Consider the following 25,688-nt stretch of genomic DNA (forward strand, 5'->3'; position numbering starts at 1 on the left):
TCGTCCTTCATGTTCCGTATCACTGTTAGTCGGCATGACCTTCGCTTGCACGGCTGCTTATGCCCATACGGCGCAAGGTGAGGAGAGCGCGACCCAGCGAAAGAAAACGAGGGAAGACACTCAGGACCCTGCCAAAAGAAAAAGGGCTGAAAAGGCGAGAGCAACCCAGCAGGACGGGGGAGACGAACATCTCATTGTTCATGGCGCGGCGATGAACATCCTGCACGAGCCGATCGGTCTGGGCCGTATGCCTGAAGACATCATGCACACGCCTCAGACTGTCAACGCGGTTCCGCAGATCCTGATGCAGCAGCAGAATGTCAAATCGCTGGATGAGGCGCTACGCAATGTGCCAGGCATCACCGCCTCGGTCGGTGAGGGCGAGGGAGGTATGGCGGGCGATCAGTTTCTGATTCGCGGCTTTGCGGCCCAGAACGATATTTATGAAAACGGGTTGCGCGATTTTGGCGTCTATACACGTGACAGTTTCGATTACGACCATATTTCTGTCATCAAGGGACCCTCATCAGAGGTATTCGGCAACGGTACGACTGGGGGCGCAATCAATATTGTGACCAGGGTGGCGCATCTGGGAGATACCTATAACACCCAGTTTTCAGGCGGGTCTGGCGAATATTATCGCGGTACACTTGATGTGAACAAACAGATCGGTGAGTCCACGGCCGTACGTATTACCGGCATGGGTAACGAGAACAACGTTGTTGGCCGCGACAACATCTACTCCCATCGCTGGGGACTGGCGCCCTCAATCGGTTTCGGGCTCGGCAAGAAGACCAGCTTTACGCTGGAATATTTCCACCAATCCGATAATCGTATCCCCGATTACGGTGTCCCGGTCATTACCAGACCCGGCAGCAAGATCGGTCGCCCGGCTACGGAATACGGGCTGAACCGGCACAGCTGGTACGGCACCAATTATGATCAGGATGTGTCCAATGTAAATATGCTCACAGCACGCCTGAATTCCGAGATCAGCAGTCATCTGACAATCTCCGACGATCTCCGTGGCGGGCTTTATGATCGTTATTTCTCGGCATCACAGCCGGGCTGCGATGCGACCTGTCAGAAACTGTTTTTTACCAATCCGTCCCAGGCGCAGATCAACCGTCGTGGGCATCTGGGTGGCCCTGAGCCCTATCAGCAGAATGACTGGTCTGTGCAGAACGTTTTTTCCGCCCGTGCCAATTTCAGGACGGGCTTCATTCGCCATCAGGTCATCGCGGGCTGGGATGTCGAGCATATCTACGACCGTCGAACCAATTACGCATATAATTTCAACGGAGTTAATGGCACTCGCACGGATACAACCAGTATGGTCAACCCTTCACACGTTCAGCCGGGGCTGTTGCTGGGAGGGCCTGGCCAATATCAGTATGATCTGGTCAATCTGTCAGGTGGAGCGGGACGCAAGCTCTATAAAACGGGTGATGCCACTGATGTGGGGGCGTTTCTCTCCGAGCAGATGTGGTTGGCGCCGTGGTTCTCCATCCGCGGGGGCTTCCGCTGGGATCACTGGAACAGCCAATACGCAGCAACAGAGGGGGCAACAGCGGCCGATACACGGTTGTCGCAACAGCAGAATACCATCAATCCAACTGTAAGTCTTATGTACACGCCCAGCGACAACACGATGGTCTATTTCAACTGGGCGCGTTCAACGACGCCGCTTGGCCTTTATGTGACGAACAGCTCGGAACCACTGAAGACTTCGACACAGGGTTTCAGCCCTGAAAAGGCGAGCCTTTACGAGATCGGAATCAAGCAGCAGTTTCTGCATGGGCGACTGGGTGCGACGGCATCGCTCTTCCGGTTGGAAAAAGGCAATGCGCTCATGACAGATCCCTCGACCGGAAGCGTTTCTTCATCAAGCGATACTCAGCGTAATCAGGGTGTCGAATTGAGTCTGTCCGGTCAGATCACGCGTAACTGGAGTCTGATCGGTACATATGCCTATTACGATGCGACAACGACAGGCTCTCTCACAGCGGCTGATATCGGCAAGCGTATCCAGTACGCACCGAAGAACATGGCAACAATCTGGAGCACTTATACGATTGCCCCTGACAAGCCCTGGAACCTGACTTTTGGTGGCGGTCTGACATGGCGTGACTCTGTGTGGCTCGACGCGGCCAATACGGCGCGCGTGCCCCATACGACAGAATGGGATGCTATGGTCTCACATATGGTCGGCCACCGCTGGCGTCTTGCACTGAATGGGTACAATCTGGCCAATCGTCTGAATTACTCCAACCTGTTCAGCGATCGAGCCACACCTTCTGTCGGACGCACCTTTCTCGGAAGTATTTCCTTCACCTACTGAGTGACGCCAAGCTCCCATCTTTCTCCCTATCCTGCGACCTTGCCTGTCGCAGGGTAGGACTGAATTCAGATGTTACGCTGTAAGGCAAGCAGAGGTGTGAAGGCGAACATTGTCTCGAAGCTGCAAAAGACCGGGGCCGGAACAATAATCGTACCGAGCTTTTCGGCATAATCACGTCTCCAGCTGTGCACTTCTCTGCGCAGAACATCTTTCAGGGAACGTGGCACATGACGGATTTTATATCCGTATGTGGCATGGAACATGAAAGACATGAGATTGTCGGGATGAAAGCCGATTACTTCTGCAAGCTGGCGGCGGAGATCATAAAGCGAGGTCGCCATTGCCGGGCTGGAAGGCCGTAGCGGTACTCCGACAAGAGGTGCATGAAAGCGGTCAGCATCGATCTCCATTTCGATCTTATCCGGGAAATCGAACCGTTTTGCCGCCAGGCGGTCACGGATAATTGGTGTCGTATCAGTGATTGACGTTGTGGTGCTGATCCTTCGGGCCAGTTCGCCTTTGCGACCTGTTCGGCATCGACCCCTCCCAGAACAGTCATGTGATAACTCGATGGCGGCGTGGGCGTGATATAGGCTGACCAGTCGCGCTGGATCAGGGTATTCGTATCCAGCATGGCGTGTGCCAGCGGGTGTGACGATCCAAAGGGACAAATGATCGTGTTTCCCGGCCAGAAGCGCGGTTTACCATCAGCATCAAACTTTCCCTGTCGGTCACCGCCTCCGGGTCTGAGTCCGCTGTCGCATGCTGGCGTGTCCTTTTCCGTCATTGTGACGACAGGCGCCGCTCCGCAGGATACCAGCGCGCCCAGACCCAGAAGGATATCCCGACGTCCTGTCATGGACCGGTGGGGGGAAGCGAACGACGCTGCATGTTAATACTCTTGACGCTGGAGGGGCAGACACTCCCGCTCTGGGAAGACGTCATTTCATGCCACGACAAAGCGCAATAATGGGTGACATGTTTGCGACATCTCGATACCGATTGTCATATCACAGCGGAACGGGTCCGGACCCGCAGCATGTTCTTCCCCTTCATGGAAGCTGCGGTTGCAGGTCTACAATAATTACGGATTGTGGTGTTCAGATCCGGCTCAGAGAAGTCGCCAGATGGTCAAGCCTGGTTCTATGAAACCTGCCTGGTAGAGCCGCCGGGAAGCACGCGGCCTCCCGGATGCACTATCGTTTTGTTCAGGAGCGTTTCGTGATCTGGCTCAGGTCGCGTACGGCGCCATTGGCGGCGCTGGTGGTGAGCAACCCATAGGCGCGCAGCGCCGGAGAGACTTCACGCACGCGGTCTGGAGTCCAGGCGTCATTCCCGAGCGCTTCCATACGCTTGCGGCGCTCTGCCAGAATTGAATCGTCAACCAGTGCACGCAGAACGCGGTTCGGAATATCGATTTCGATCTGGTCGCCTTCTTCAAGCAGACCAATCAATCCGCCTTCTGCGGCCTCCGGAGAGATGTGACCGATCGAGAGCCCGGAGCTTCCCCCCGAGAAACGCCCATCGGTGATGAGCGCGCAGGTTTCGGCCAGACCTTTTGATTTGAGATAGCTGGTCGGATAGAGCATTTCCTGCATGCCCGGTCCGCCCTTGGGTCCTTCGTAGCGGATGACCACCACATCACCGTCGACGATCCTGTTGGCCAGAATTCCGGCAACGGCATCTTCCTGGCTTTCGAATACCCTGGCCCGCCCGGTGAAGGTAAGGAGGCTGTCAACCACACCCGCGTTTTTACGATGGCACCGGCCTCCGCCAGATTGCCATACAGCACAGCCAGACCACCATCCTGCGAGAAGGCATGGGCACGGTCACGCAGCACACCATTCTTGCGATCCGTATCAAGCTCGTAATAGCGGCTTGACTGGGAGAAAGCCTCCGTGGTGCGCACGCCACCCGGAGCCGCGAGGAAACGTGTTCTTGCCTGCTCGTCGCCTTCAAGCACATCCCATTTCCCCAATGCCTCTTTCATGCTCGGAGCGTGGACCGCGTGTGCTGTCGTATCTATCAGGCCGCAGCGATCAAGCTCGGCGAGAATGGCGGGAATGCCGCCTGCACGATGCACGTCTTCCATATGCACGTCTGCTTTTGCGGGAGCGACCTTGCACAGATTGGGTACTTTGCGTGACAGGCGGTCGATATCGGCCATGTGGAAATCGACCCCGGCCTCACGTGCCGCAGCCAGAAGATGCAGTACGGTATTGGTCGACCCGCCCATGGCGATATCGAGTGTCATGGCGTTTTCGAACGCGGCTTTCGTCGCGATGCTTCGCGGCAGGGCCGTGGAATCATCCTGCTCGTACCAGCGACGGGCGAGGGAGACGACAAGGCGGCCGGCTTCGAGAAACAGCTCTCGGCGGTCGGCATGGGTAGCCAGCAGGCTGCCATTGCCGGGCAGGGAGAGGCCCAGGGCTTCGGTAAGGCAGTTCATGGAATTGGCGGTGAACATGCCCGAGCAGGAGCCGCAGGTAGGGCAGGCCGAGCGTTCGATCGCTTCGGATTCAGCATCCGAAACTTTCGGGTTGGCAGCAGCCACCATTGAATCGACGAGGTCGAGCTTGCGGTTGATGCCTGGACCGTCGAGCTTTCCTGCTTCCATCGGGCCGCCCGAGACGAACACGACCGGAATATTCAGGCGCAGAGACGCCATGAGCATGCCCGGTGTGATCTTGTCGCAATTGCTGATGCAGACCAGCGCATCGGCGCAATGGGCGTTGACCATATACTCAATCGAGTCAGCGATCAGTTCGCGCGAGGGCAGGCTGTACAGCATGCCGCCATGGCCCATGGCAATGCCGTCATCAACGGCGATAGTATTAAACTCACGTGCAATGCCACCGGCTTCGGCAATCGCGCCGCCCACCAGAGCACCCATGTCCTTGAGATGCACGTGCCCTGGTACGAACTGCGTGAAGGAATTTGCCACCGCGATGATGGGCTTGCCAAAATCCTTGTCCGTCATGCCTGTGGCGCGCCAGAGCGCGCGGGCACCGGCCATGTTGCGGCCGTGGGTGGTGGTGCGGGAACGATAGGCAGGCATGATACGGTTCCGGAACTGCTGGAGGAAGCGGGCGCGTTGCGCATGAAATGCAATAGCAAGTGGCCCATAGGCGTATTTTTATTACCTTGTGCGAAATAACGTGGCCAATCGCTTGCCGCAAGGGAGAGTCTGTTCAATCATCGCGGCACTGTTAGGCTTATCAAGGAAATCACTGCGTGCGCGTTGGAAATCTGTCCCGATCTTTGTTGCTGTTGACGACCTGTCTGCTCGGTGCGTCCCAGACTCTGGCGCAAACAGCCAATGGTCCAGCTGTCACACCGGATATGGTCCAGCAGGGCTCGGATATTCCGGCCCATATACAGATGCCTGATACGGGACATGACTATATAAAGCAGGATGTCATGATTCCGATGCGCGACGGGGTGAAGCTGCACACCGTCATCGTCATCCCAAAAGCGGCGAAGGATCACGAAGCTCCCATCCTGCTGACACGTACCCCGTATCATGCATCGCAGCGCGCCGAACGCGTATCCGGGGCTGCTGAAATGCGCAACCTGCTGCCCCAGGGTGACGGGGTGTTTGTCGATGGCGGGTATATCCGTGTTTTTCAGGACGTGCGCGGCAAGTATGGCTCCGAGGGCGATTATGTCATGACGCGCCCGCCTATCGGCCCGCTCAACCCGAGCAAGACCGATGATACGACTGACGCATGGGATACGATCGACTGGCTTATCAAGAATGTGAAGCAGAGCAATGGCCGTGTAGGCATGACCGGGTCATCCTATGAAGGCTGGACCGTCGTGATGGCGCTGCTCAATCCGCATCCTGCGCTCAAGGTGGCGGCACCGGAGAGCCCGATGGTGGATGGCTGGATGGGCGATGACTGGTACCATTACGGCGCCTTCCGTCAGGGCAGTTTCGATTATTTCACGATGCAGATGACGAAGAAGGGTGAAGGCGATGCCATCCCCCGTCGTGATGCCGATGATTACACCAATTTCCTGCAGGCGGGCTCCGCCGGTGACTTTGCCACCAAGGCTGGCCTGGACCAGTTTCCCTGGTGGCAGCGTATGAAGGCTCACCCGGCCTATGATGCGTTCTGGCAGGATCAGGCGCTCGACAAGTTGCTGGCAAAGCATCCTCTCGCTGTCCCCACGATCTGGGAGCAAGGCCTGTGGGATCAGGAAGACATGTGGGGGGCAATCCATAGCTGGATGGCCTTGCGCAAGGATCATCCCAAGGTGCCGAATATTCTTGTCATGGGGCCCTGGCGTCACAGTGGAGTGAATTACGACGGATCGAGCTTGGTCCGTTACATTTCAATGGAGATACGGCGCTCTGGTATCGCGCACACGTCATGCGTCCGTTTTTTGACCAGTATCTGAAGCCGGGAAGTGCCAAGGTCAATTTCGATGATGCCATCATCTACAATACCGGTGACAATCGCTGGGATCATTTGCGTGGCTGGCTTGGCAATTGCGGTGACAGTTGCCTCGGAACAGGCGAACGTCTCTATCTGAGAGAAGGTAATGGTCTCGGCTTTGAGCGGGCGAAACCGGGAACGGACAGTTATGTTTCCGATCCGGCGCATCCTGTGCCCTTCATGACACGTCCATACAGCTTTGCCGATGGCGCACGCTGGAAACCCTGGCTCGTATCGGATCAGCGTTTCGCTGAATCCCGTCCCGATGTTCTGACCTATCAGACGCCGGTCCTCGATCATCCGGTCCGTGTCTCAGGCGTCCCGACAGCCGATCTGTTTGCCGCGACCACCGGTACTGATGCTGACTGGGTGGTCAAGATCATTGACGTCTATCCCGGTATCACGGCAGACAGGCCGGAGATGGGCGGCTACGAGCTTGCCGTGTCCATGGATATCTTCCGCGGGCGCTACCGTCATGATTTTGCCCGGCCAGAGGCCATCCCGGCGAACAGGGTCGAGGAATACAAATTCACACTGCCAGCAGTGAATCATGTGTTCCTGCCCGGCCATCGTATCATGGTACAGATCCAGTCTTCGTGGTTCCCCCTTTACGACCGCAATCCCCAAACCTATGTCTCGAACCTCTTTGAGGCCAAGCCTGCCGATTACAAAGCGGCGACACATTCGATCTCCCGCGGTGGGGCGCAGGCGAGCAGTATCTATCTTCCTGTTGTGAACCAGTGACATCAGTCTATCGCTGATGTCTGAAAACGAGGCCTGCCATGACTGAAACCCATCTTGAAAAAGCCCTGATCGGAGGCGGTTGCTTCTGGTGTACCGAGGCTATCTTTACCGGGCTACGTGGCGTCAGATCGGCACGGCCGGGCTATGCTGGCGGCCATCGTGAAAATCCGACTTACGAGCAGGTCTGTACCGGGAGTACAGGCCATGCAGAAGTTGTGCAGGTTGTGTTCGATCCGCAGGAAATCAGTTTTGCTGACGTGCTGCGCGTATTCTACACCACGCATGATCCGACCCAGCTCAACCGTCAGGGCAATGATGTCGGCACGCAGTATCGCTCGGTTATTTTTGCTCTTGATCCGGCGCAGGAGGTGACTGCCCGTGAAGTCACGCAGGAGATCGCGGCTTCCGGAATCTGGCCTGATCCAATCGTAACGGAAATTTCAGGCCCGGCAGTGTTCTGGGAGGCGGAGGAAAAACATCATGACTATTTCGCCCGTAATCCTGAAACAGCTTATTGCAGCGCGGTTGTGGCGCCAAAAGTAGCCAAAGCACGCAAGATGTATCGCGACCGCCTCAAGGTCTGAGGAGATGCACGGGAAGCGTGAAACTGGTTGTTTCCGCTTCCGGTGCGCGCTCCGGAATGTGAGAGCACTAAAGTCCATTCAATACAAAGCTTACTGAGTAATCTGACCGAACGGGTTATGATGGTACGGAGATAGTATTGATCAGGATAACGGTATTTCTGACCAAATCCTGAGCAGGGTTTGCTCCCGATTAGAATGAATGACAACAAGCTGAAACCCTATGGGTCAGCGCGACCACCCACAATGTTCCACTTCAGCATGTCACGTTATGATGTGTGGTTGCCTAATATAAATATAGTAGGGCAAGCACAGAAAAAGACAAGAAGTCTTTATTAAACTATCATATGGCTCATAAATTATTTTTCTAAACAAACGGATGAAAAATCTATTATAAACAACAAATTTTATGTGAGGTCACAATAAGTAATGGCCAAGCTATTGATTTTTTGTATTCAGAAGAAGTATTTTGTTTTTATACGACAAAGCAAACATGAGGTAGATAATAAACTCAGGCACTTTTGCAATGCATTATAGCATAATGAATCATTTATTTTAATAAAGTTAATGTATTCAATATCAATGATGTGCATTAATAAAATATACTATCCTATTTAGCGTCAGGTTTGTATAGGATTTTTGAAGAGTGATTAAAGAAGTTAACCGCCACCCCAGATAAGATACTATAATTCTTGTTTGGATTTGCAACAACGGGATAAGGAAAATAACATGTCCGTAGTATCTTCTGGAGTATCTCAGCAAGTAAGTTCCGGTATAACGTCGGATTTGCAGGTATATGGAAGTGTTTTTGTTCGAAATCCTGGGGTTGTTACTTCAAGTGTGGTGGATAATGGGGGGATAATAACGGCTGGTGCCGTTACCATTGGTATCCCGACTTATGTATCTTCCGGCGGTACGGTTGATAATACAATTGTCTCTTCCGGCGGAAAGATCGTTATAAATATAGGAGGTGTTTCTACCAGCAACACTATTGGTGCTGGCGGTACAATGGTAGTGAGCGGTTGGTCTAGTTGGGTCGGGAGTGCAACCGATACTTCAATTTCTGAGGGTGGAACCGTTGTTTTGAACAGCGGTGTTTCTCAGAGAGCAATTGTATCGAGTGGAGGTGTCCTGTCTGCTGGCCGTGGTGGTAAAAGTTATAATGCTACGGCGCAATCTGGTGGGAGTGTTGTCCTCTACGCTACTGGCGTAGGGTATAATGACAGCGCGCAAGCCGGAGGTGCAATTGTTGTTTCCTCAGGGGGTACCGAATTTGCTTCGTCGGGAAGCGTTGCAAGTGCGCAGGTATCTGCTGGTGGTACTCTGGTCGCTACCACGAGCGGCACTGTCAATAATGCCGTTATTTCTCAAGGCGGGTCGGCTATTGTAATAAATAATGGACTTGTCAGCGCAAGTGAAATAATGAGTGGTGGGTATATAAATGTAAGCAACGGCATACTATCGGCCAGCACAATAAATTTGGGTGGTGGTGCAGCGGTATATTCTGCGGGAACTGTAGTTGGAAATTCTATAGACGGTGGCACGCTAACTGCGGGACTCGTTACTGGAACCGGTTCTCCATGGTATCTATCTGCTGGTGGTACTGTAATTTCCAACGTTATTACCAATAGTGGTAAAGTCGTAATATCGGCCTCCGGCGTGGCATCCGGCAATATAGTTGAAAGTGGAGGATCGATAGCGGTTAGCGGGTTTTCCAACGGTACAAGTACTTACCTGGGGACTGCAAAAGATAATATCGTCTCAGACGGTGGCGTGTTGATGGTTGCCCGCTATGGTCGTAGCTATAATGCCTCTGCGCAATCTGGAGGGAGTGTCGTCCTCTATAACTCTGGTATTGGATATAATGATAGTGCAGAACCTGGAGGAATGCTGTTGGTCTCCAGTGGGGGGACAGAAATTGCTTCATCAGGAACTGTTGCAAATGCGCAGGTATCAGCTGGTGGAACGGTCCTAGCGTCGACAAGTGGTGTTGTCTCTAATGCAGTAATATCGAATGGTGGTACCGCGCTTGTCATCGACAGCGGTTTGGTGAGCGGGGGAACCGTACTGACCAATGGGTATCTTTATGTTTCCCAGGGTCTGTATTCAGGTGGTACCATTGCCTCGGGAGGCACCGGAGAGGTTGCCAAAGCAGGTACTGCAGTTGAGCCTTTATTGAGTGGCGGAACGCTCATTGTCGGCAAAACGACGGGAACTGGAAGTCCTTGGTATTCTTCTTCGGGAGGAACTGTTGTCTCAGCTAATGTTGTCTCCAGCGGTTATCTTGTTGTTTCCAACGGTGGCACTGGTATTGACAATACTGTCGGCAGTGGCGGGACCTTGCAAGCCAATGGTTGGTCTTACGCAACGCCAACCAACGGTGCTCCTCCACCAGGTGTTCTGAGTAATTCTTTTGTCTCGGATGGCGGGACAATGGTACTGAGTCGTGGTGTCAGCTACGACGCCAAGGTCAGTAGTGGTGGTGTACTCTCCAACGGCCCTGGTGGGACCAGCTATAATGCCACAGCGCAGTCAGGGGGAAGTATTCTCCTTTACCAATCGGGCGTGGGCTATAATGATACGGCAGAAAATGGAGGAACCGTTGTTGTTTCCAGTGGGGGTACGGAAATAGCTTCTGGAGGAACTGTAGTAAATGTACAGGTGTCTGCTGCTGGAACTGTTATTGCATCCACAAGTGGTATTGTGTCGAATGTAGTGATATCAAATGGTGGTTCAGGTCTCGTATCAGATAATGGTACAATTAGAGATGCCACTGTAATTAATGGTGGATACATAGCAGTAAGCTCAGGAATACTATCTTCAGGGGCGGTGAATGGTGGAGGTAGTGTTTTTGTCAGAAGTGGCGGGACTGCTGCTAATCTGGCGGTGAGCGGAGGCACTGTGACTGCCGGTGTTACGACCGGGACAGGCTCTCCTTGGTACACCTCTGCTGGCGGTACAATACTATCAAACAATGTGGAAGCTGGCGGCGTATTGACAGTATCCAATGGCGGTAACGCGTCTGGAAACACCGTTGGTAGTGGCGGTACCATCGTTGCCGCGGGCTGGGCTTATACTACACCCGTCAATGGTGCACCGGCAGCAGGAACGGCCAACAAAAACTATCTGTCCAGTGGTGGAACACTCGTGCTTCGTAACGGGGCTACCGGATCAGGCAATGTTATTGGTAATGGCGCGGTCGAATACGTTTCGTCAGGATCGGTGGAAACGGGTGCGTTGATCAATAGTGGAGGGACAATCTCCCTTGCCAGCACCAGCGCTCTGGTTAGTGGCATACTCAGGCCACATGGAACAATTGACTTCCCGTTTCTGTCTGGCAACATAACCTCAGCTAATATCACTTCGGATGGTTTACTTACTGTCTACGCTGGTACAAGCGCTGCAAGTATACAGCTGGCGGGTTCGTACAGCATCAATGAGTTCAGCTACTTTGGGAAATCAATCACTCTCACCTGTTTTCTTGAAGGCACAAACATACTCACAGTCAATGGTCTGGTTGCTGTGGAAAATCTGCGAATAGGGGATGTCATTATCTGCTGGGACCGGAAACCGGGCAGAATATCGAGAAGGCGGTGAAGTGGGTCGGTGCGCAGCGCAACACTGTTAAGAGCTCCAAATACGATGATGAAGCGGGCTATCTTGTCCATTTTGCGCCAAATGCGCTCGGGGACGGGCTTCCCCTTCAGGATTTGTGGGTTACCCCTGAGCACTGCATGTATATCGACGGTTTTTTCATTCCTTCGCGTATGCTGGTAAACGGATTGAATGTTACCTATGATAAGAGCAAAGTAGACTATACTGTCTATCATGTAGAAACCGATGGCCACTCAATCGTCTATGCAGAGGGCGCTCTTTCAGAAAGTTATCTTGATACAGGAAACCGGAGTAATTTCTCGCAGATTGGCAATCTGGTTACATTTGGTACCAGAGGAGTTTGCTCATGGGAGAAGGATGCAGCAGCCTGTCTGGAGGTGTCGCAGTCGAAGGTCGAGCCTATCTACAATAGAATCGCCAACAGAGCTGGGGTTGATACCGTAAGCCCGACACTGGTAATGGACTGTGACGTTTGTCTGGTAACTGACAATGGAGCCGTGTATCAACCGATCAGGCAAAATGATAATCAATATGTCTTCCATCTCTGCGAAAAATTTGACTGGTTAAATCTTGTATCAAATTCAAGCCGACCATGTGACGTTATCGGACCATTCCTGGATGATAGAAGAGAGCTTGGAATATCTGTAGGAAACATCCACCTCTATCAAGGAGACCAGGTTGTTGTATTTGACGAGCATCTGCGTGAGGAAAATTTGGCAGGCTGGCACGCAGCTGAATCAGACAAACATCGCTGGACTACCGGTAGTGCGATGCTTGATCTGAAATCGTCTCACTCCTCTGATATTTCCGTTATTGCGATAGAAATCAAAGCTGGCGGCCCCTATCTCGAGAGAAACTACATCACGAACATACCCGATGCTTCTGTTGTTGGTGACGAGGTCAAAGCCAGTTAAGCTCCGGATTTATTATCCGGACAGGACGATTATGGCGAGACAGATGGCTGAGAAAAAGACGATCAGACATCTGTCGCAGCGGGTTGCGACCCGCTGCCTGCCTCATGATGATTGACGCCTGCATCTTCTAGTGCATGCTCTAGAAGGTGAGGGCGCCAAAGCCCCATTCAATATAAAGCTCGCTGAGCGATTTGAGGAACAGGGCTATGGCGGCAGAGGGAGGTTCGGCTCGCATATTGAGGGTGACCGGGCATGTCATGCGCTGCTGTGTGGAGAGAAACTGTATCTCTGGATGGCCGATGGCGCGGGCTGAGACAGGAACGATGCACAGCCCCATCTTTGCGGCAACAAGTGACAGGGCTGTCGTCATTTCCTGAACCAGAATCTGGTGAGGGACCATGACACCATGGCGCCTCAGGAGTGTCAGGGTTTTACGGGCGTAATTCGGACCTTTGTCCCGTGGATAGAGAATGAGCGTCTCCTCGGTCAGACGGTTCAGATCAAAAGATTCGCTTTGCAGGCAGGAGAAATCTGTCGGAGCGGCGAGTACCAGCCTTTCTTCACGCAGGACGATGCTGCGGATGTCTGGTTCAACAATTTCGGCTCGGTCGAGACCGATATCGATGCGTCCATCAATCAGCGCTGCTACCTGCTCGGCTGAGTTCATTTCGTTGATTGTCAGCGTAACACCGGGCGCTGCGTGACGATAATGCCTTATCAGATGTGGCAAACGCAGGTGAAATGCCGAGGCCTCGATCCCCAGAGACAGGCGGGGACGTTGCGACAGGGAAAAATCCGCCATGAGTGTTCTGAGGCGTTCATGCTGGTTCAGGATCTGGTTGGCCTGTTCGCAGAGGAGCTGTCCTGCCGGTGTCAGGGTGAGCGGGCGTGACCGGCGATCCAGCAGGTCAACCTCAAGCTCCTCTTCCAGTTCCCTGATCTGGCGGCTGAGTGGTGGTTGGGCCATGTTGAGGCGTTTTGCTGCGGCTGAAAAATTGCGCTCTTCCGCAACGGCCAGAAAATAGCGCAGCTTGCGAAGCTCTATCACAGTATCTTGATACCTTTGTCACGGGATCATGTACGGCATGAAAGCACCGTAATCCGGGCATTATACCCAAAAGGTTGGAAAAGCGACCAAGATGGTCTTTCCCATGACATAAGCAAACCCGGCATGTTTTCCGCAAGAGAAGGAGAAATGCCTTGACCTCACAGCACGAAAAAAACACCGGAGAGTTTCTGGGTGCCACGCATCTCGAAGGATGCTTGTTCACCGGAGAATGGAAGCCGCGCACGCTGACTGCCCCGGTGATGGAGCCGGCGACGGGTGATCAGCTTGCTCTGATTGCACTGGCGGATCCTGATCAGGTCGCCCAGTCCGCCCAATCAGCCAGCATTATCCAGAAGCAATGGGCAGCGACTAGTCCTGCCGCGCGGGCCGATATCCTTGCAAAGGCAGTGGAAGTACTTGCTGAGCAGACCAGTGAGGTGGCTCAGTGGCTGATACGCGAGGGCGGCGGCGCCCATATGAAAGCAAATTTCGAGATCGCGGTCACCATCAAGGCGCTCAGACTGGCTGCGGCCCTGCCCGAGCAGGCGCAGGGGCTGGTTCTGCCAAGCGTGGAAGGTCAGACAAGCTTTGCCCGACGCAAGCCTCGCGGGCTCATAGGAATTATCTCACCTTTCAATTTTCCGCTCTATCTGGCGATGCGGGCCGTGGCTCCCGCTCTTGCCCTGGGTAATGGCGTTATTCTCAAACCTGACCCGCGTACGGCAATCTGTGGTGGTCATGTCATTGCCCGTATTTTCGAACTCGCCGGGCTGCCCAAAGGGCTCCTGCATGTTCTGCCTGGTGGTGGCGAAGTGGGTGAGGCCCTTTGCTCCGATCCGCATATCGCGATGATCCAGTTTACCGGATCGACCGGGGCCGGGCGTGCTGTTGGCCAACTGGCCGGAAGGCATCTCAAGAAGGTTTCTCTGGAGCTTGGCGGGAAAAACCCGCTGATTGTTCTTGACGATGCCGATATAGAAGCTGCCGCCGCAAATGCTGCCTGGGGTGCCTATCTGCACCAGGGGCAGATCTGTATGGCAACGGGGCGCATACTGGTTCATGAGAGCATTGCGCGCGCTTTTACCGACAGGCTTGCTGAAAAGGCACGTGCAATCAAAGTCGGTAATCCGGTCTCTGAAGAAATCTTCAACGGGCCGCTGATCAACCAGCGTCAGGCCGACCATGCACGGTCTATTGTTGATGAGACCCTTTCTCAGGGGGGTATCCTTGAGGCCGGTGGCTCGGGTGAAGGATTATTCTATCAGCCAACCGTACTCTCGGGCGTACGGCCAGGCATGCGGGCCTTCGATGAAGAGGTTTTTGGTCCTGTTGCCGTGGTCACGACATTCAGGACTGAAGATGAAGCCGTTACCCTGGCAAATATGACGGATTACGGGCTTTCCGCATCAGTCTTCTCGAAAGATATTGCGCGGGCCATGCGCATCGGTGATTGCCTGCATGTAGGCCTCTTGCATATCAACGAGCAGACCGTCGGCGATGATGTTGTCAATCCTTTCGGCGGTGTGGGTGCCTCCGGTAACGGGGCAACAATTGGCGGTCCTGCCAATCTCGATGAGTTCACCGAGTGGCAATGGGTCACGCAGCGAGACGTGCCGACCGCTTATCCGATTTGACACCTGCCTGATGCATCCGTTCCCCAAGGGGAACGAGGTGCCGCTTATCTTCCATAAGGAACGTCCCATGTCTAAACGGGCAAAAAACTGCGACGTTATCGTTATTGGTGCCGGTGCGGCGGGTTGTGTCGTTGCCGGTCGTCTGGCCGAGAGGAGCACGGCTTCTGTCGTAGTGCTCGAGGCGGGCCTCAATGATTTCGATCCGCTCATCCATATCCCGGCCGGATTTGCCAAGATCCTCCAGAAAGACTGGCATGTCTGGGCCTATGATACGGCCCCCCAGACTCAGCTTGACGGTACCGCAAAACGCTATCGTTCCGGTCGTGTGGTTGGTGGCGGTTCCTCGATCAATGCCATGTGCTATGTCAGGGGGCAGCCAAAGGATTTCAACGAATGGCAGGAAGCCGCGGGCGATAAGGCATCCTGGGATTTTGAAACCATGCTGCGTCATTTCCGGGCGCAGGAATGCAACGATACATTCCATGACAGCTTTCACGGGATTGACGGCCCTCTCAGGATATCACTCCCCAGAGGGATCAATACACTCAATGCAGGGTGCCTGAGAGCCTTTCAGGAGGCGGGCCTTCCATATAATCCTGATTATAACGGGGCGAGTCAGCGTGGTGTCTCACCGGTACAAGGCAATTATGCGGATGGGCGCCGATGCAGTGCCGCGGATGCTTTTCTGCGTCCGGCTTTACGGAGCGGGCGTGTCGAGCTGCGAACCAGTGCGACTGTCACCCGGATACTGATCGACCAGAGTCGGGCGATTGGTGTGGAATATGTGAGTCGCGGCAAGCGCTATCGTCTTTATGCCGGGCAGGTGGTGCTCAGCTCAGGGGCAATACATTCTCCCAAAATGCTTATGCTTTCAGGGGTCGGTGCGGCAGATCGGCTCAGAAATCTGGGTGTGCGGGTGCAGCATGACTCGCCTGAGACGGGGCAGAATCTTCAGGATCACCCGATCGTGCCGCTCAAGGCATTCTGTCGTGACGGTTACGGTTACCAGCGCTCTGCCCAGGGTTTTGGCGCCTTGAAAACAGGCCTGCGTTATTTGCTGACCAAGACAGGGCCGGCTTCCACCAATGCGATTGATACAGTTTCCTATTTCGATCCACGGGATCTGTCGGCTGACCCGAGCATACAGTGCTATCATGCGCCGATCATTTCCGAAGACGGGTTGAGTCCAGCCGGTAAACAGGCAGGCGTGACTTTCGAGCTCGTGGTTCTTCGACCGCGTAGCCGCGGGAGTATCACGCTCGACTCTATCGATCCGCGCGCAATGCCCCGGATCAACCCGAATTTCTTCGCTGAAGCAGAAGATCTCGATCTTGCTGTTCAGTCTGTACGCTATATGCGTGAGGTGATGGGCCAGCCTTCATTGCAGCGTATCCTGACGTCAGAAGTGGCTCCGGGTATAGAGCGCCAGAGTGACGCAGAGCTTGCCCAATGGATTCGGCAGGTTGCCACCACCATGTGGCATCCGGTCGGGACATGCAGGATGGGAGCTGATGACAGGGCCGTGGTCGATAGTCGGTTACGCGTGAACGGTATCGGAAATCTCCGCGTGATCGATGCGTCGATCATGCCCAATATCACGAGTGGAAACACCAATGCGCCGACCATGGCGCTCGCGCGTCATGGTGCCGACATGATGATTGACGACCTGCATCTTGCCTGACCTGGTGCCGGGCCGGGGGTCAATATCCCCCGGCCTCCCGGTCGAGCATGAACTGGTCGGCTTCCTCATCAAAGTCAAAAAGCTCAGTGTAACGTGCCCAGTTCGTCGCAGTCATGAGTGTCTGTTCGGCGTAGCCTGGCGACATTGTGGCTTCCAGCTCCTCACGGAATCGATCCGCGCCGGTACGGTGACCCGAACGTTCATCAAGGACCGCACGTATCGACCGTATAAGCGGAATATGATGCAGCAAGGCTGTGCGCATGATTTCACGTCGCTCTTCCTGGTCGGCCTGAACGAAGCGCATGCCAGCTTCTGTCATGAGAATATCGCCGTCTTCAAGCTCGGCGAGTTCAAGCAGTTGCAATGACTCTCCGAGTGGAAAGAGATCGTCCAGAGCCATTTGCAACCGCTCGGCCAGATGGGGGAGATCGGCGCGCCCGTTGAGCGGAGCACCAGCGAGACTCTCCAGAAGGCCCACCAGAACGTTGATAGGAATTGGTGGCAGCACAAGAGCCATGGGATGTGGCGCCGGAGCTGGTGCGCCAGTTTCAAGACTGGCTTCTGAAACCAGAGGCGCCCGCTTGGTCATAAGCGTATAGATATGATCGACAAAATGTCTGAATTCGGCGTGGTCGCGATTACGCGGATGCGGGAATGGCACAACCAGCTCATGTGAGACACGCCCCGGATTGGACGAAAACAGCAGAATACGGTCGCACATCAATACGGCTTCCTCGACATTATGCGTTACCAGCATCATGGCTCGTGTGGGCAGACGATGTTCTGACCAGAGTTCTATGAGATCAGTGCGCAGATTTTCTGCGGTAAGCATATCGAGGGAGGAAAAAGGTTCGTCCATGAGCAGCAGATCGGGTTGCATGACCAGCGCACGGGCCAACCCGACACGTTGCTGCATTGATCCGGAAAGCTCCTTGGGCAAGGCGTTTTCGTATCCGCTTAGTCCGATCAGATCGATGATATCATCGCAGCGTCTTTCGCATTCCAGACGAGGCAGACGTTTGGCTTCCAGACCCAGCATGATGTTCTGCTGTACGGTAAGCCAGGGGAACAGCGCGAATGACTGGAAGACCATTGCAATTTCCGGTGTCGGCCCGGTCAAGGGGGCGGCCTTCCAGATAATTTCACCTCCGCTTGGCGGGATCAGTCCGGACGCGATACGCAGCAATGTGCTTTTGCCTGACCCCGAACGGCCTACCAGCCCGACGATTTCGCCTGCGTGAAGGTCGAAACTGACCCCTTCGAGCACAGGTAGATCGGTACTGCTCTCCTTCTGATAAACCTGAAGACAGTTACGGATCGAGAGCAGGATTTCCTGCATGTCAGGCTCCATGGTCAGTTCTGAGAGGTTTGAATGCGACGCCGGATCTGCAGACGCAACGGATTCCAGACAAGGATCTCACCAAGGGCAATGCACAGGGTCAAAACCGCAGCACCAAGAACGACACGGGGAAGATCGCCGATTTCGATAGCATGGGCCACATAGGCGCCAATTCCACTGCCATCGCGCCCCCGTAAGGTCCATGAAGAGCGTTCCGCCAGGATCAGAATCGTCCAGCCTGTCATGGAGGCCGTACTGATGGCTTCCAGAAGGGCAGGGGCCAGACCGGGCAGAAGAACGCGCTTCCACCAGAGCCATCCGCTGATCTGCAGATTCTGGGCTGCCTGGAGCAGATCGACAGGATAATTGCGCATTCCGCGCAGAATCTGGGCCAGGAGCACACCCTGGACGAAGAAGAAGCACAGGATGAGAGGCCAGAGCAACGGTGACAAGCCAAGCGTAGTCAATGCGAGACAGAGGACCGGGAAGAGAATGTTTTTCGGATAAAGCGTCAGAAACCGGGCAGCAATGCGTGCCTTTGTTGCATGTCGTGGCGAAAGACCAAGCCAGACACCCAGAGGGAGCCAAAGCGCAAGAGCCAGAATGAGTGCGACGGTCATACGCGCGGCAGATACCAGGCTTTGCATCATGACGATGCCGAGATCATTCAGATCGAGCGCGTGATGACGATAGAAAAATCCTGTGACGATCAGAAGTATGAAGAGACCCGACGCAAGTCCGAAGAGCGAGGAAGGCTTTCCCGCGCTGACGACCGGTCGGAAACCTGTGTGGCCCCACCTCATATCGCCAAACCAGGCCAGTATCCGGCGTATTCTCTCTCCCGTCAGCTTGAGCAGACGGGTACGACGCCAGAATTTAAGCATCCAGGGATCTGCGGCATGGTCGAAAACCGGCGTAAGGCGGTACCGATCGGCCCAGATCTGCCAGGGGAAAACAAGACAGTTATCGTAGAGGAAAGCCAGAATGCCAACCAGGATTGCCGCGAGAGCGGTTTCCCGAAGCGAGCCAATTGCTGCCGCCTGAGCCGCGTGAGCCCCGAGGCCGGGGCGTGGCGAGAGCGTACCATCGACAGGTAGCATTTCGGTCGCGATCAGGATGCACCAAGCCATCGGCATGGATCGGGCGAGTGCCGTAACGCCGTGAGGAATCGCAAACGGGGCTTCGAGGCGCCACAGACGCTGCCAGCTGGTCAGTCCAAGCGCGCGTGTTGCCTCGTCGAGGGCGCGCGGGATCTGCTCCCATGCCTGCAAGGACGCAATGGCAATGGGGGCAGTAAAACAGAGTGCCGTTGTGCCTATGGTCGATATGCCAAAACCCAGCCGGTGCAGAAAAGGAAGGAGACACAGCAGAGGGACCATATGCAGACCACTCAGGATCGTGGCGACAATACTGCGCAATATCGGAATTTTGGCAGCCAGCAACGCCAGGATTGCGCCAAGCGTTGCGCCGATGAGTGTGGCGCCGAGCATGCGCAGAGCGGTATGGCCGAAATCGTTCAGCAGGACCTCAAGCCCGGCCAGAGAACGGAGATGCGGTGTCACGAGCCCGACATGATGAAACGAGGCGAGCCGCGCTGGCAGAAAGCGTGAGACCAGAGCCAGGGCGGCTACCACGAAAAGCGTACCGACCAGCGATGCTGTCAGCCCCGTCTTGCGGTTTGGTCCGCGTGTACCGCGTCGCACCCTTGATGGCGACATGCGCTCCTTCCTTGTTAGCCGGCTCTCGTCCCGTTTTTATAATAATGGGATGAGAGGGCCGGTTTCCTTATGCGACGAGGCTCAGACCAATGGTTCAGGATGAATCTGGTGTCATTTCGTCTGAGCTGTCGGGTGATCAGATCGTGTTGGCTAGGCCCGTGCTGCCAAACCCGCCCGTACCACGGGTTGTTTCATCCAGTTCAGAAACTTCTACCCATGTCAAACGAATGACGGGAGCCAGAACAGCCTGGGCGATACGCATGCCGCGGGAAATCACGAAATCTTCCTTGCCTGTATTGAGGATTATCACGCCGATCTCGCCGCGATAATCCTCGTCGATCGTGCCGGGCGTATTGGGCAGGGTGATACCGTGTTTCAGGGCAAGGCCCGAGCGCGGCCTGATCTGCAATTCATACCCCGCAGGGAGACCGATCTTCAGGCCGGTAGGAATCAGGGCACGATCTCCCGGTTTCACGACCTGATCGGAGTCTATGGCTGCAAGCAGATCCATGCCTGCTGCACCGCTGCTGGCATAATGGGGGAGATCCAGACCCTCGGCATGGGGGAGTCTGACAAGTTCGACGGGAAGCGGTGACATGGCGCCTTACCTAGAAGAGGGAGAGAAACGGGCGGCGATACGCTCTGCAAGAGTCGTGGCAATTTCTGCCTTGGGCAATGACGGCCAGGATTCAGTGCTCTCGTCGCCCAGGAAAAGGATCCGGTTATGGTCGCCACCAAAAACGCCATTTCCCGGACTGACATCATTGGCCAGAAGCCAGTCACACCCTTTGCGTTGTTTTTTGGCCGCAGCATGGGTTTCCAGCTTTTCAGTTTCCGCAGCAAAGCCAACAACAAGGGTAGGGCGTGATGGTCCGGAACGGGACAATGTGGCCAGGATGTCCGGATTTTCCACCAGGGTAAGAACCGGGGGCGCGTCGTTCTGTTTCTTGCGTTTTTGTGTGGCAGTTTCGGCCAGGCGCCAGTCTCCTACGGCAGCTGCACAGATTGCGATATCCGCAGGGAGAGCCGCATGACAGGCGGCCAGCATGTCGCACGCCGTCGTGACATCAACGCGTATAACCTTGTCGGGACAGGGCAGGGCAGTCGGACCGCTGACGAGCGTTACCCGTGCCCCGAGCCGTGCGCAGGCCGAAGCAATGGCGTAGCCCTGCTTGCCTGAGGAATGATTGGCAATGAAACGCACGGGATCGATCGGCTCATGGGTGGGGCCGGCGGTGATCAGGACGTGTCGTCCAGTCAGAGGCTTGTGCGGAAACAGTACATCTTCGATGGCTGTAACGATCGATTCAGGTTCGCTCAGACGTCCCGGGCCAAATTCGCCGCAGGCCATTTCGCCTTCGTCTGGGCCCGCGAAGTGACAGCCGCGCTCGCGTAATGTCCTGAGATTTTCCTGTGTCGCCGGGTGTTGCCACATGCGGACATTCATTGCAGGGGCGATCATTACGGGTTTGTCTGTTGCCAAAAGAAGCGTTGTGGCGAGGTCATCGGCAAACCCGTTCGCCATACGGGCAAGAAGATTGGCTGTAGCCGGACAGACGACCAGCAGATCGGCGCTGCGGGAAAGCGCGATATGGTCCATCTGGCTGTCTTCGGCGAGAGAGAGCAATGCCGTATGAACCGGCGCGCCGGACAGGCCCTGAACGGAAAGCGGTGTGACGAAATGCGTGGCCGATTCTGTCAGCACGCATTCTACGGCAATATCCCGTTTTCGAAGAAGCCGTATCAGCTCCAGCGATTTATAGGCGGCAATACCACCGCCTATGATCAGGATGATTCTCGCACGCATGCGAGATCAGAGCTTCCAGCCCGAATGGATGGCGGCAATACCCCCCGAAAGGTTCTGGTATCCGACTTTCTCCAGTCCGGCGTCACGCATCATTCCAGCCAGTACCTCCTGTTCCGGGAAGGTGCGAATACTCTCGGCAAGATAGCGATAGCTCTCGGCATCCTTGGCGATGATCTGGCCCATTTTCGGCAATACGCCGAAGGACCACGCATCATACAGAGGAGCAAGAGCCGCGACCTGGACACGAGAGAATTCGAGACAGCAGAATTTTCCGCCCGGTCTCAGCACGCGACGGGCTTCACGCAGGACAGCATCCTTGTCCGTGCAGTTGCGCAGACCGAACGCAATTGAAACGCGGTCGACACTGCGATCGGGAAGCGGAATGGCCTCCGCATCGACGACCGAGAACTCGATATCGCTCAGGAATCCCTTGCTTGCCGCGCGTGAGCGACCGACCTCAAGCATGGAGGCGTTGATATCTGTCAGGAGTGCTGGGCCTCCATTGTTCTTCAGCCAGCCAAAGCTGATATCACCCGTACCGCCTGCGAGGTCGAGCAGCTTGAGGTCGCGCCTTGGTGCAAGCGTCGTGATAAACAGGCGCTTCCAGACGCGGTGGATGCCCAGTGACATCACATCGTTCATGACATCGTAGCGGCCTGCTACGCTGTCGAAAACGGCGCGCACCAGTGGTTTTTTCTCGGCTTTGGGAACGGAGCGATACCCGAAATCGGTAATCTCCTCTTTTTCGCCGCTGGCTGATTCGGAATGGGGAAATGATGCGTTGTCGGTCATGCTTCTCTGGATATAGTGTCAGCACCCAAGATGCCAGAGTTACCAGAAGTTGAAACCATCCTGATTGGTTTGAGGTCGGCGCTTGCTGGCCGACGTGTTATCACTTCGGAGATCAGAAACGATCTGCGGTGGCCCGTACCCGATGATCTGTCGATCCGGGCAGATGGCAAGAAAATCCGGTCCGCAACCCGTCTGGGCAAATACATGCTGGTTGGACTGGTCCATGGTCCAACCATTCTGATTCATCTGGGAATGAGCGGGCGTATCCGTATTTCGCGGCCAGAACGCAAAAAAGCTGCCTACAAGCCCATGCTCCATGAGCATGTCACGCTCACCCTTGATGACAGCACACGTATCGGCCTTGTGGATCCCAGACGTTTCGGCTGTTTTCTGCTTCTCGATGCGGGGAGGGAGAAGGAGCATCCGCTTCTTTCCCGGTTAGGAGCGGATCCACTCCTGCCCGGGTTCGATGCCGCCTATCTGATCGGAAAGCTCAAGAACAAACGCTCCCCTATAAAGACCATGCTGCTCGATCAGCATGTCGTGGCAGGGCTCGGCAATATATATGTATCGGAAATTCTTTTTCGTGCCCGTATCAATCCCGAAAGGCGCGCTCTTTCCCTGAGTGAGGAAGAAATCACGCGGATTGCCCGGATTACGCCTGCTGTTCTGGAAGAGGCGATCCGTGCCGGGGGCTCGACACTGAGGGATTATGTGGATTCAGAAGGCAAACCCGGTGCCTTTCAGGAATTGCACCAAGTCTATGGTCGTGAAGGGGAGCCTTGTCCTGACTGTCCGGGCTATCCTGCCTGCCATGGCATAAGGCGGATCAGCCAGTCTGGCCGTTCGAGTTTCTATTGTCCGCGCCTGCAACCGCCACTTTCGTTAGAGGACGCTTGACTGTCAGCGTCAAACTGGACTAAAGGCGAGCCCTCCGCTGGCTCTGCGTCTCGTTTCGAGATGATTGGCTGGCATGCTTTATTGTTGTTGCAAGACAACCTAACAAGCCGAACAGAACAGGCTGAAGAGTAGAAATGGCTAACACCGCCTCTGCGCGCAAGCGCATCCGTCAGAACGAGCGTCGTCGTGAGCGTAACGTTTCCCGTATGTCCCGCGTCCGCACTTTCGTGAAGAAGGTCGAAACGGCCATTCTTTCGGGTGACAAGAACGCTGCCAATGATGCACTGCGTGCTGCACAGCCTGAGATGCAGCGTGCTGTTGGCAAGGGCGTTCTTGCCGCCAACACTGTAAGCCGCAAGCTGTCGCGTCTTTCCGCGCGCATCAAGGCTCTGGCTTCGGCCTGATCGGACAGAAGAGCTGCTTTCTCCGGAAAGACCTTCGCTCTTAATCCATAGAAAGAACGGGTGTGGCACTACCGCCATATCCGTTCTTTTTTTCGCCGGTTCTCGTCTGACCGGATAAGCTTGCCTCTTTCGATCCGTTTGACCTATCCTGTCCGCCCTTCCAGACAGGATCGATAACGTTGATCGTGACGGCTTCAATTATGTCTTTTGTTGCAACTCGGGGGAGTGATGGCAGACGAAGCGTCTCATACGGATCTTCCCGCGATGACAGATAAGGTTTCCTGCACGGCGGGAACCGAACCCGCTCTGGCCTTGCAATGGGTCAAGGTGCGTGAACGTCTTCGGGTCGAGGTTGGCGATGTCGAATATCGCACCTGGCTGCAGCAGATTGTTCTCGGGCCCCTCGAAGAAGACGAAATTACCCTCTTTTTGCCGACGCGGTTCCTGCGCGACTGGGTGCGCGGACAATATGGGGACCGTCTGCAGGAGTTATGGCGTCACGAAAATCGTGAGGTGCGCCATGTCGAGCTGCAGGTACAGCGTATCGGTGATGGTCTGGCAGCTCCAGTCGCCGTTGAGGCCGTAGCGCCTGTTGCCGAGATCGAAGCCCCTGCGGCGCAGGTGACAAGCGTGCAGGATGCTCGTCACGATCTGGCAGCCCCGCTCGATCCACGTTTTACCTTCGACAGTTTTGTGGTCGGCAAACCAAATGAATTTGCCTATGCCTGTGCACGTCGTGTGGCAGAAAAACCGTCAAGCCCCGGGTTCAATCCCCTGTTTCTTTATGGCGGGGTCGGTCTTGGCAAGACCCATCTCATGCATGCGATCGGTTCAGAACTGACGAGCGGCGGGCGCGTGTCTGTCGCCTATATGTCCGCAGAAAAATTCATGTATCGCTTTATTGCGGCTATACGCTCCCAATCGACCATGGAGTTCAAGGAGCAACTCCGTTCTGTTGACGTGCTGATGATCGACGATCTCCAGTTTTTGATCGGCAAGGACAACACCCAGGAAGAATTCTTTCACACTTTCAATGCTTTGGTTGATGCCGGACGCCAGATCGTTGTCAGTGCTGACAAATCACCTTCAGATCTCTCGGGTCTTGAAGACCGTCTGCGAACCCGCCTGGGTTGCGGCATGGTGGCTGATATCCATGCAACCACGTTTGAGTTGCGTATCTCCATTCTTGAGGCCAAGGCCCTGGCCTCAGGGGTTGCTGTACCCGCCAAGGTGCTGGAGTTCCTGGCTCACAAGATCACTTCAAACGTCCGGGAACTTGAAGGCGCCCTGAACCGCCTTATCGCCCATGCCAATCTTTTTGGTCGACCGGTGACACTGGAGAGTACACAGGATGTGCTTCATGATATTCTCAAGGCGCATGACCGACGCGTGACGATTGAGGAGATCCAGCGCAAGGTCTCCGAACACTGGAATATCCGTCTCACAGATATGTCGTCTGCACGTAGAGCTCGTGCTGTCGCCCGTCCGCGACAGGTCGCCATGTTTCTGGCCAAGCAGCTGACAAGTCGCTCATTGCCGGAGATAGGACGTAAATTCGGTAACCGCGATCATACCACTGTCATGCACGCGGTTTCGCGTGTGCAGGAACTGATGGAGCGGGACGTAGCCTTTGCCGAAGACGTCGAGTTGCTGCGCCGCATGCTCGAAGGCTGATCTCTTTGCTGTGGCAAGTGTCTCTGCTAGACTGATTTTTTGTTATTCGGGTGT

At 55.0% G+C, this 25,688-nt stretch carries 17 protein-coding genes and 2 pseudogenes; 10 read left to right on the forward strand and 9 right to left on the reverse strand.

Translation table 11 applies throughout. The features are described from left to right. The first annotated feature begins 34 nt into the window (after window positions 1-34). Window positions 35-2,341, forward strand: a complete 2,307-nt coding sequence (locus JCM25354_RS10310) for a TonB-dependent receptor (protein ID WP_084294728.1) — start codon at window positions 35-37, stop codon at window positions 2,339-2,341. Window positions 2,342-2,406: 65 nt separating this feature from the next. Here JCM25354_RS10310 and JCM25354_RS21095 read toward each other — a convergent pair whose 3' ends face one another. The 3 genes and pseudogenes from JCM25354_RS21095 to ilvD form a co-directional block, all read right to left on the reverse strand. Continuing rightward, on the reverse strand, window positions 2,407-2,751 hold the full coding sequence (locus tag JCM25354_RS21095; RefSeq protein ID WP_025885962.1) for a hypothetical protein: 345 nt from the start codon (window positions 2,749-2,751) through the stop codon (window positions 2,407-2,409). Next, complete coding sequence (locus JCM25354_RS23450; protein ID WP_084294730.1) at window positions 2,637-3,200, reverse strand: DUF1868 domain-containing protein; 564 nt, start codon at window positions 3,198-3,200, stop codon at window positions 2,637-2,639. Before JCM25354_RS23450 ends, JCM25354_RS21095 begins: the two co-directional genes overlap by 115 nt. 349 nt (window positions 3,201-3,549) lie before the next feature. Beyond that, window positions 3,550-5,399 (reverse strand): annotated as a pseudogene (ilvD, locus tag JCM25354_RS18185) (dihydroxy-acid dehydratase). 191 nt (window positions 5,400-5,590) lie between these two features. On the opposite strand from ilvD, the pseudogene JCM25354_RS18190 reads away from it, so the two are divergent. The 4 genes and pseudogenes from JCM25354_RS18190 to JCM25354_RS18195 all read left to right on the forward strand — a co-directional run bounded on the left by JCM25354_RS18190 (window position 5,591) and on the right by JCM25354_RS18195 (window position 12,637). Then, window positions 5,591-7,527: pseudogene (locus tag JCM25354_RS18190) on the forward strand (CocE/NonD family hydrolase). Between the two features lie 38 nt (window positions 7,528-7,565). Further along, window positions 7,566-8,111, forward strand: a complete 546-nt coding sequence (gene msrA, locus JCM25354_RS10330) for a peptide-methionine (S)-S-oxide reductase MsrA (RefSeq protein ID WP_025885963.1) — start codon at window positions 7,566-7,568, stop codon at window positions 8,109-8,111. 726 nt (window positions 8,112-8,837) lie between these two features. Beyond that, the gene (locus JCM25354_RS21100) at window positions 8,838-11,705 is read left to right on the forward strand and encodes a hypothetical protein (protein WP_148301480.1); all 2,868 of its coding nucleotides are present in this window, start codon (window positions 8,838-8,840) and stop codon (window positions 11,703-11,705) included. Continuing rightward, complete coding sequence (locus JCM25354_RS18195) at window positions 11,702-12,637, forward strand: Hint domain-containing protein (RefSeq protein ID WP_051537350.1); 936 nt, start codon at window positions 11,702-11,704, stop codon at window positions 12,635-12,637. The genes JCM25354_RS21100 and JCM25354_RS18195 overlap by 4 nt, the downstream gene beginning before the upstream one ends. Before the next feature lie 139 nt (window positions 12,638-12,776). On the opposite strand, the gene JCM25354_RS10345 is transcribed toward JCM25354_RS18195, so the two are convergent. Further along, window positions 12,777-13,685 carry a LysR family transcriptional regulator gene (locus JCM25354_RS10345; protein WP_051537351.1) on the reverse strand — a complete coding sequence of 303 codons (909 nt, stop codon included), beginning with the start codon at window positions 13,683-13,685 and terminating at the stop codon, window positions 12,777-12,779. A gap of 152 nt (window positions 13,686-13,837) precedes the next feature. On the opposite strand from JCM25354_RS10345, the gene JCM25354_RS10350 reads away from it, so the two are divergent. Together JCM25354_RS10350 and JCM25354_RS10355 are read left to right on the forward strand one after the other, a co-directional pair. Further along, window positions 13,838-15,319 (forward strand): benzaldehyde dehydrogenase, encoded by a 1,482-nt coding sequence (locus tag JCM25354_RS10350; RefSeq protein ID WP_025885965.1) that lies wholly within the window; start codon window positions 13,838-13,840, stop codon window positions 15,317-15,319. Between the two features lie 67 nt (window positions 15,320-15,386). Beyond that, the gene (locus tag JCM25354_RS10355; protein WP_025885966.1) at window positions 15,387-17,000 is read left to right on the forward strand and encodes a GMC family oxidoreductase; all 1,614 of its coding nucleotides are present in this window, start codon (window positions 15,387-15,389) and stop codon (window positions 16,998-17,000) included. A 19-nt stretch (window positions 17,001-17,019) separates the two neighbouring features. Here JCM25354_RS10355 and JCM25354_RS10360 read toward each other — a convergent pair whose 3' ends face one another. From JCM25354_RS10360 to JCM25354_RS10380, 5 genes are all read right to left on the reverse strand, one after another. Next, the gene (locus JCM25354_RS10360) at window positions 17,020-18,351 is read right to left on the reverse strand and encodes an ABC transporter ATP-binding protein (protein ID WP_035447455.1); all 1,332 of its coding nucleotides are present in this window, start codon (window positions 18,349-18,351) and stop codon (window positions 17,020-17,022) included. Window positions 18,352-18,353: 2 nt separating this feature from the next. Further along, window positions 18,354-20,057, reverse strand: coding sequence for an ABC transporter permease subunit (locus tag JCM25354_RS10365; protein WP_025885968.1), 1,704 nt, complete (start codon window positions 20,055-20,057; stop codon window positions 18,354-18,356). 136 nt (window positions 20,058-20,193) lie between these two features. After that, window positions 20,194-20,655, reverse strand: a complete 462-nt coding sequence (dut, locus tag JCM25354_RS21105; protein WP_025885969.1) for a dUTP diphosphatase — start codon at window positions 20,653-20,655, stop codon at window positions 20,194-20,196. 6 nt (window positions 20,656-20,661) lie between these two features. Then, window positions 20,662-21,864: a bifunctional phosphopantothenoylcysteine decarboxylase/phosphopantothenate--cysteine ligase CoaBC gene (coaBC, locus tag JCM25354_RS10375; protein ID WP_025885970.1), complete on the reverse strand. Its 1,203-nt coding sequence runs from the start codon at window positions 21,862-21,864 to the stop codon at window positions 20,662-20,664. Between the two features lie 6 nt (window positions 21,865-21,870). Then, window positions 21,871-22,656 carry a class I SAM-dependent methyltransferase gene (locus JCM25354_RS10380; RefSeq protein WP_025885971.1) on the reverse strand — a complete coding sequence of 262 codons (786 nt, stop codon included), beginning with the start codon at window positions 22,654-22,656 and terminating at the stop codon, window positions 21,871-21,873. Window positions 22,657-22,686: 30 nt separating this feature from the next. Between JCM25354_RS10380 and mutM the strand changes: the two genes are divergently transcribed. From mutM to dnaA, 3 genes are all read left to right on the forward strand, one after another. Beyond that, window positions 22,687-23,556, forward strand: a complete 870-nt coding sequence (gene mutM / locus JCM25354_RS10385) for a bifunctional DNA-formamidopyrimidine glycosylase/DNA-(apurinic or apyrimidinic site) lyase (RefSeq protein WP_025885972.1) — start codon at window positions 22,687-22,689, stop codon at window positions 23,554-23,556. Window positions 23,557-23,690: 134 nt separating this feature from the next. Next, window positions 23,691-23,960 (forward strand): 30S ribosomal protein S20, encoded by a 270-nt coding sequence (rpsT, locus tag JCM25354_RS10390; RefSeq protein ID WP_025885973.1) that lies wholly within the window; start codon window positions 23,691-23,693, stop codon window positions 23,958-23,960. Window positions 23,961-24,224: 264 nt separating this feature from the next. Continuing rightward, window positions 24,225-25,634, forward strand: a complete 1,410-nt coding sequence (gene dnaA / locus JCM25354_RS10395; RefSeq protein ID WP_025885974.1) for a chromosomal replication initiator protein DnaA — start codon at window positions 24,225-24,227, stop codon at window positions 25,632-25,634. Window positions 25,635-25,688 lie beyond the last annotated feature (54 nt).

Origin of the sequence: Asaia prunellae JCM 25354 (assembly GCF_000613885.1) — a bacterium.
Lineage (GTDB): Bacteria > Pseudomonadota > Alphaproteobacteria > Acetobacterales > Acetobacteraceae > Asaia > Asaia prunellae.

What these genes read in the sequence shown, in the direction of transcription:
- JCM25354_RS10310 (WP_084294728.1), top strand. Translation starts at nt 35, where the DNA reads ATGACCTTCGCTTGCACGGCTGCTTATGCCCATACGGCGCAAGGTGAG.
- JCM25354_RS21095 (WP_025885962.1), bottom strand. Translation starts at nt 2,751, where the DNA reads ATGGAGATCGATGCTGACCGCTTTCATGCACCTCTTGTCGGAGTACCG.
- JCM25354_RS23450 (WP_084294730.1), bottom strand. Translation starts at nt 3,200, where the DNA reads ATGACAGGACGTCGGGATATCCTTCTGGGTCTGGGCGCGCTGGTATCC.
- msrA (WP_025885963.1), top strand. Translation starts at nt 7,566, where the DNA reads ATGACTGAAACCCATCTTGAAAAAGCCCTGATCGGAGGCGGTTGCTTC.
- JCM25354_RS21100 (WP_148301480.1), top strand. Translation starts at nt 8,838, where the DNA reads ATGTCCGTAGTATCTTCTGGAGTATCTCAGCAAGTAAGTTCCGGTATA.
- JCM25354_RS10355 (WP_025885966.1), top strand. Translation starts at nt 15,387, where the DNA reads ATGTCTAAACGGGCAAAAAACTGCGACGTTATCGTTATTGGTGCCGGT.
- JCM25354_RS10360 (WP_035447455.1), bottom strand. Translation starts at nt 18,351, where the DNA reads ATGGAGCCTGACATGCAGGAAATCCTGCTCTCGATCCGTAACTGTCTT.
- JCM25354_RS10365 (WP_025885968.1), bottom strand. Translation starts at nt 20,057, where the DNA reads ATGTCGCCATCAAGGGTGCGACGCGGTACACGCGGACCAAACCGCAAG.
- dut (WP_025885969.1), bottom strand. Translation starts at nt 20,655, where the DNA reads ATGTCACCGCTTCCCGTCGAACTTGTCAGACTCCCCCATGCCGAGGGT.
- coaBC (WP_025885970.1), bottom strand. Translation starts at nt 21,864, where the DNA reads ATGCGTGCGAGAATCATCCTGATCATAGGCGGTGGTATTGCCGCCTAT.
- JCM25354_RS10380 (WP_025885971.1), bottom strand. Translation starts at nt 22,656, where the DNA reads ATGACCGACAACGCATCATTTCCCCATTCCGAATCAGCCAGCGGCGAA.
- mutM (WP_025885972.1), top strand. Translation starts at nt 22,687, where the DNA reads ATGCCAGAGTTACCAGAAGTTGAAACCATCCTGATTGGTTTGAGGTCG.
- rpsT (WP_025885973.1), top strand. Translation starts at nt 23,691, where the DNA reads ATGGCTAACACCGCCTCTGCGCGCAAGCGCATCCGTCAGAACGAGCGT.
- dnaA (WP_025885974.1), top strand. Translation starts at nt 24,225, where the DNA reads ATGACAGATAAGGTTTCCTGCACGGCGGGAACCGAACCCGCTCTGGCC.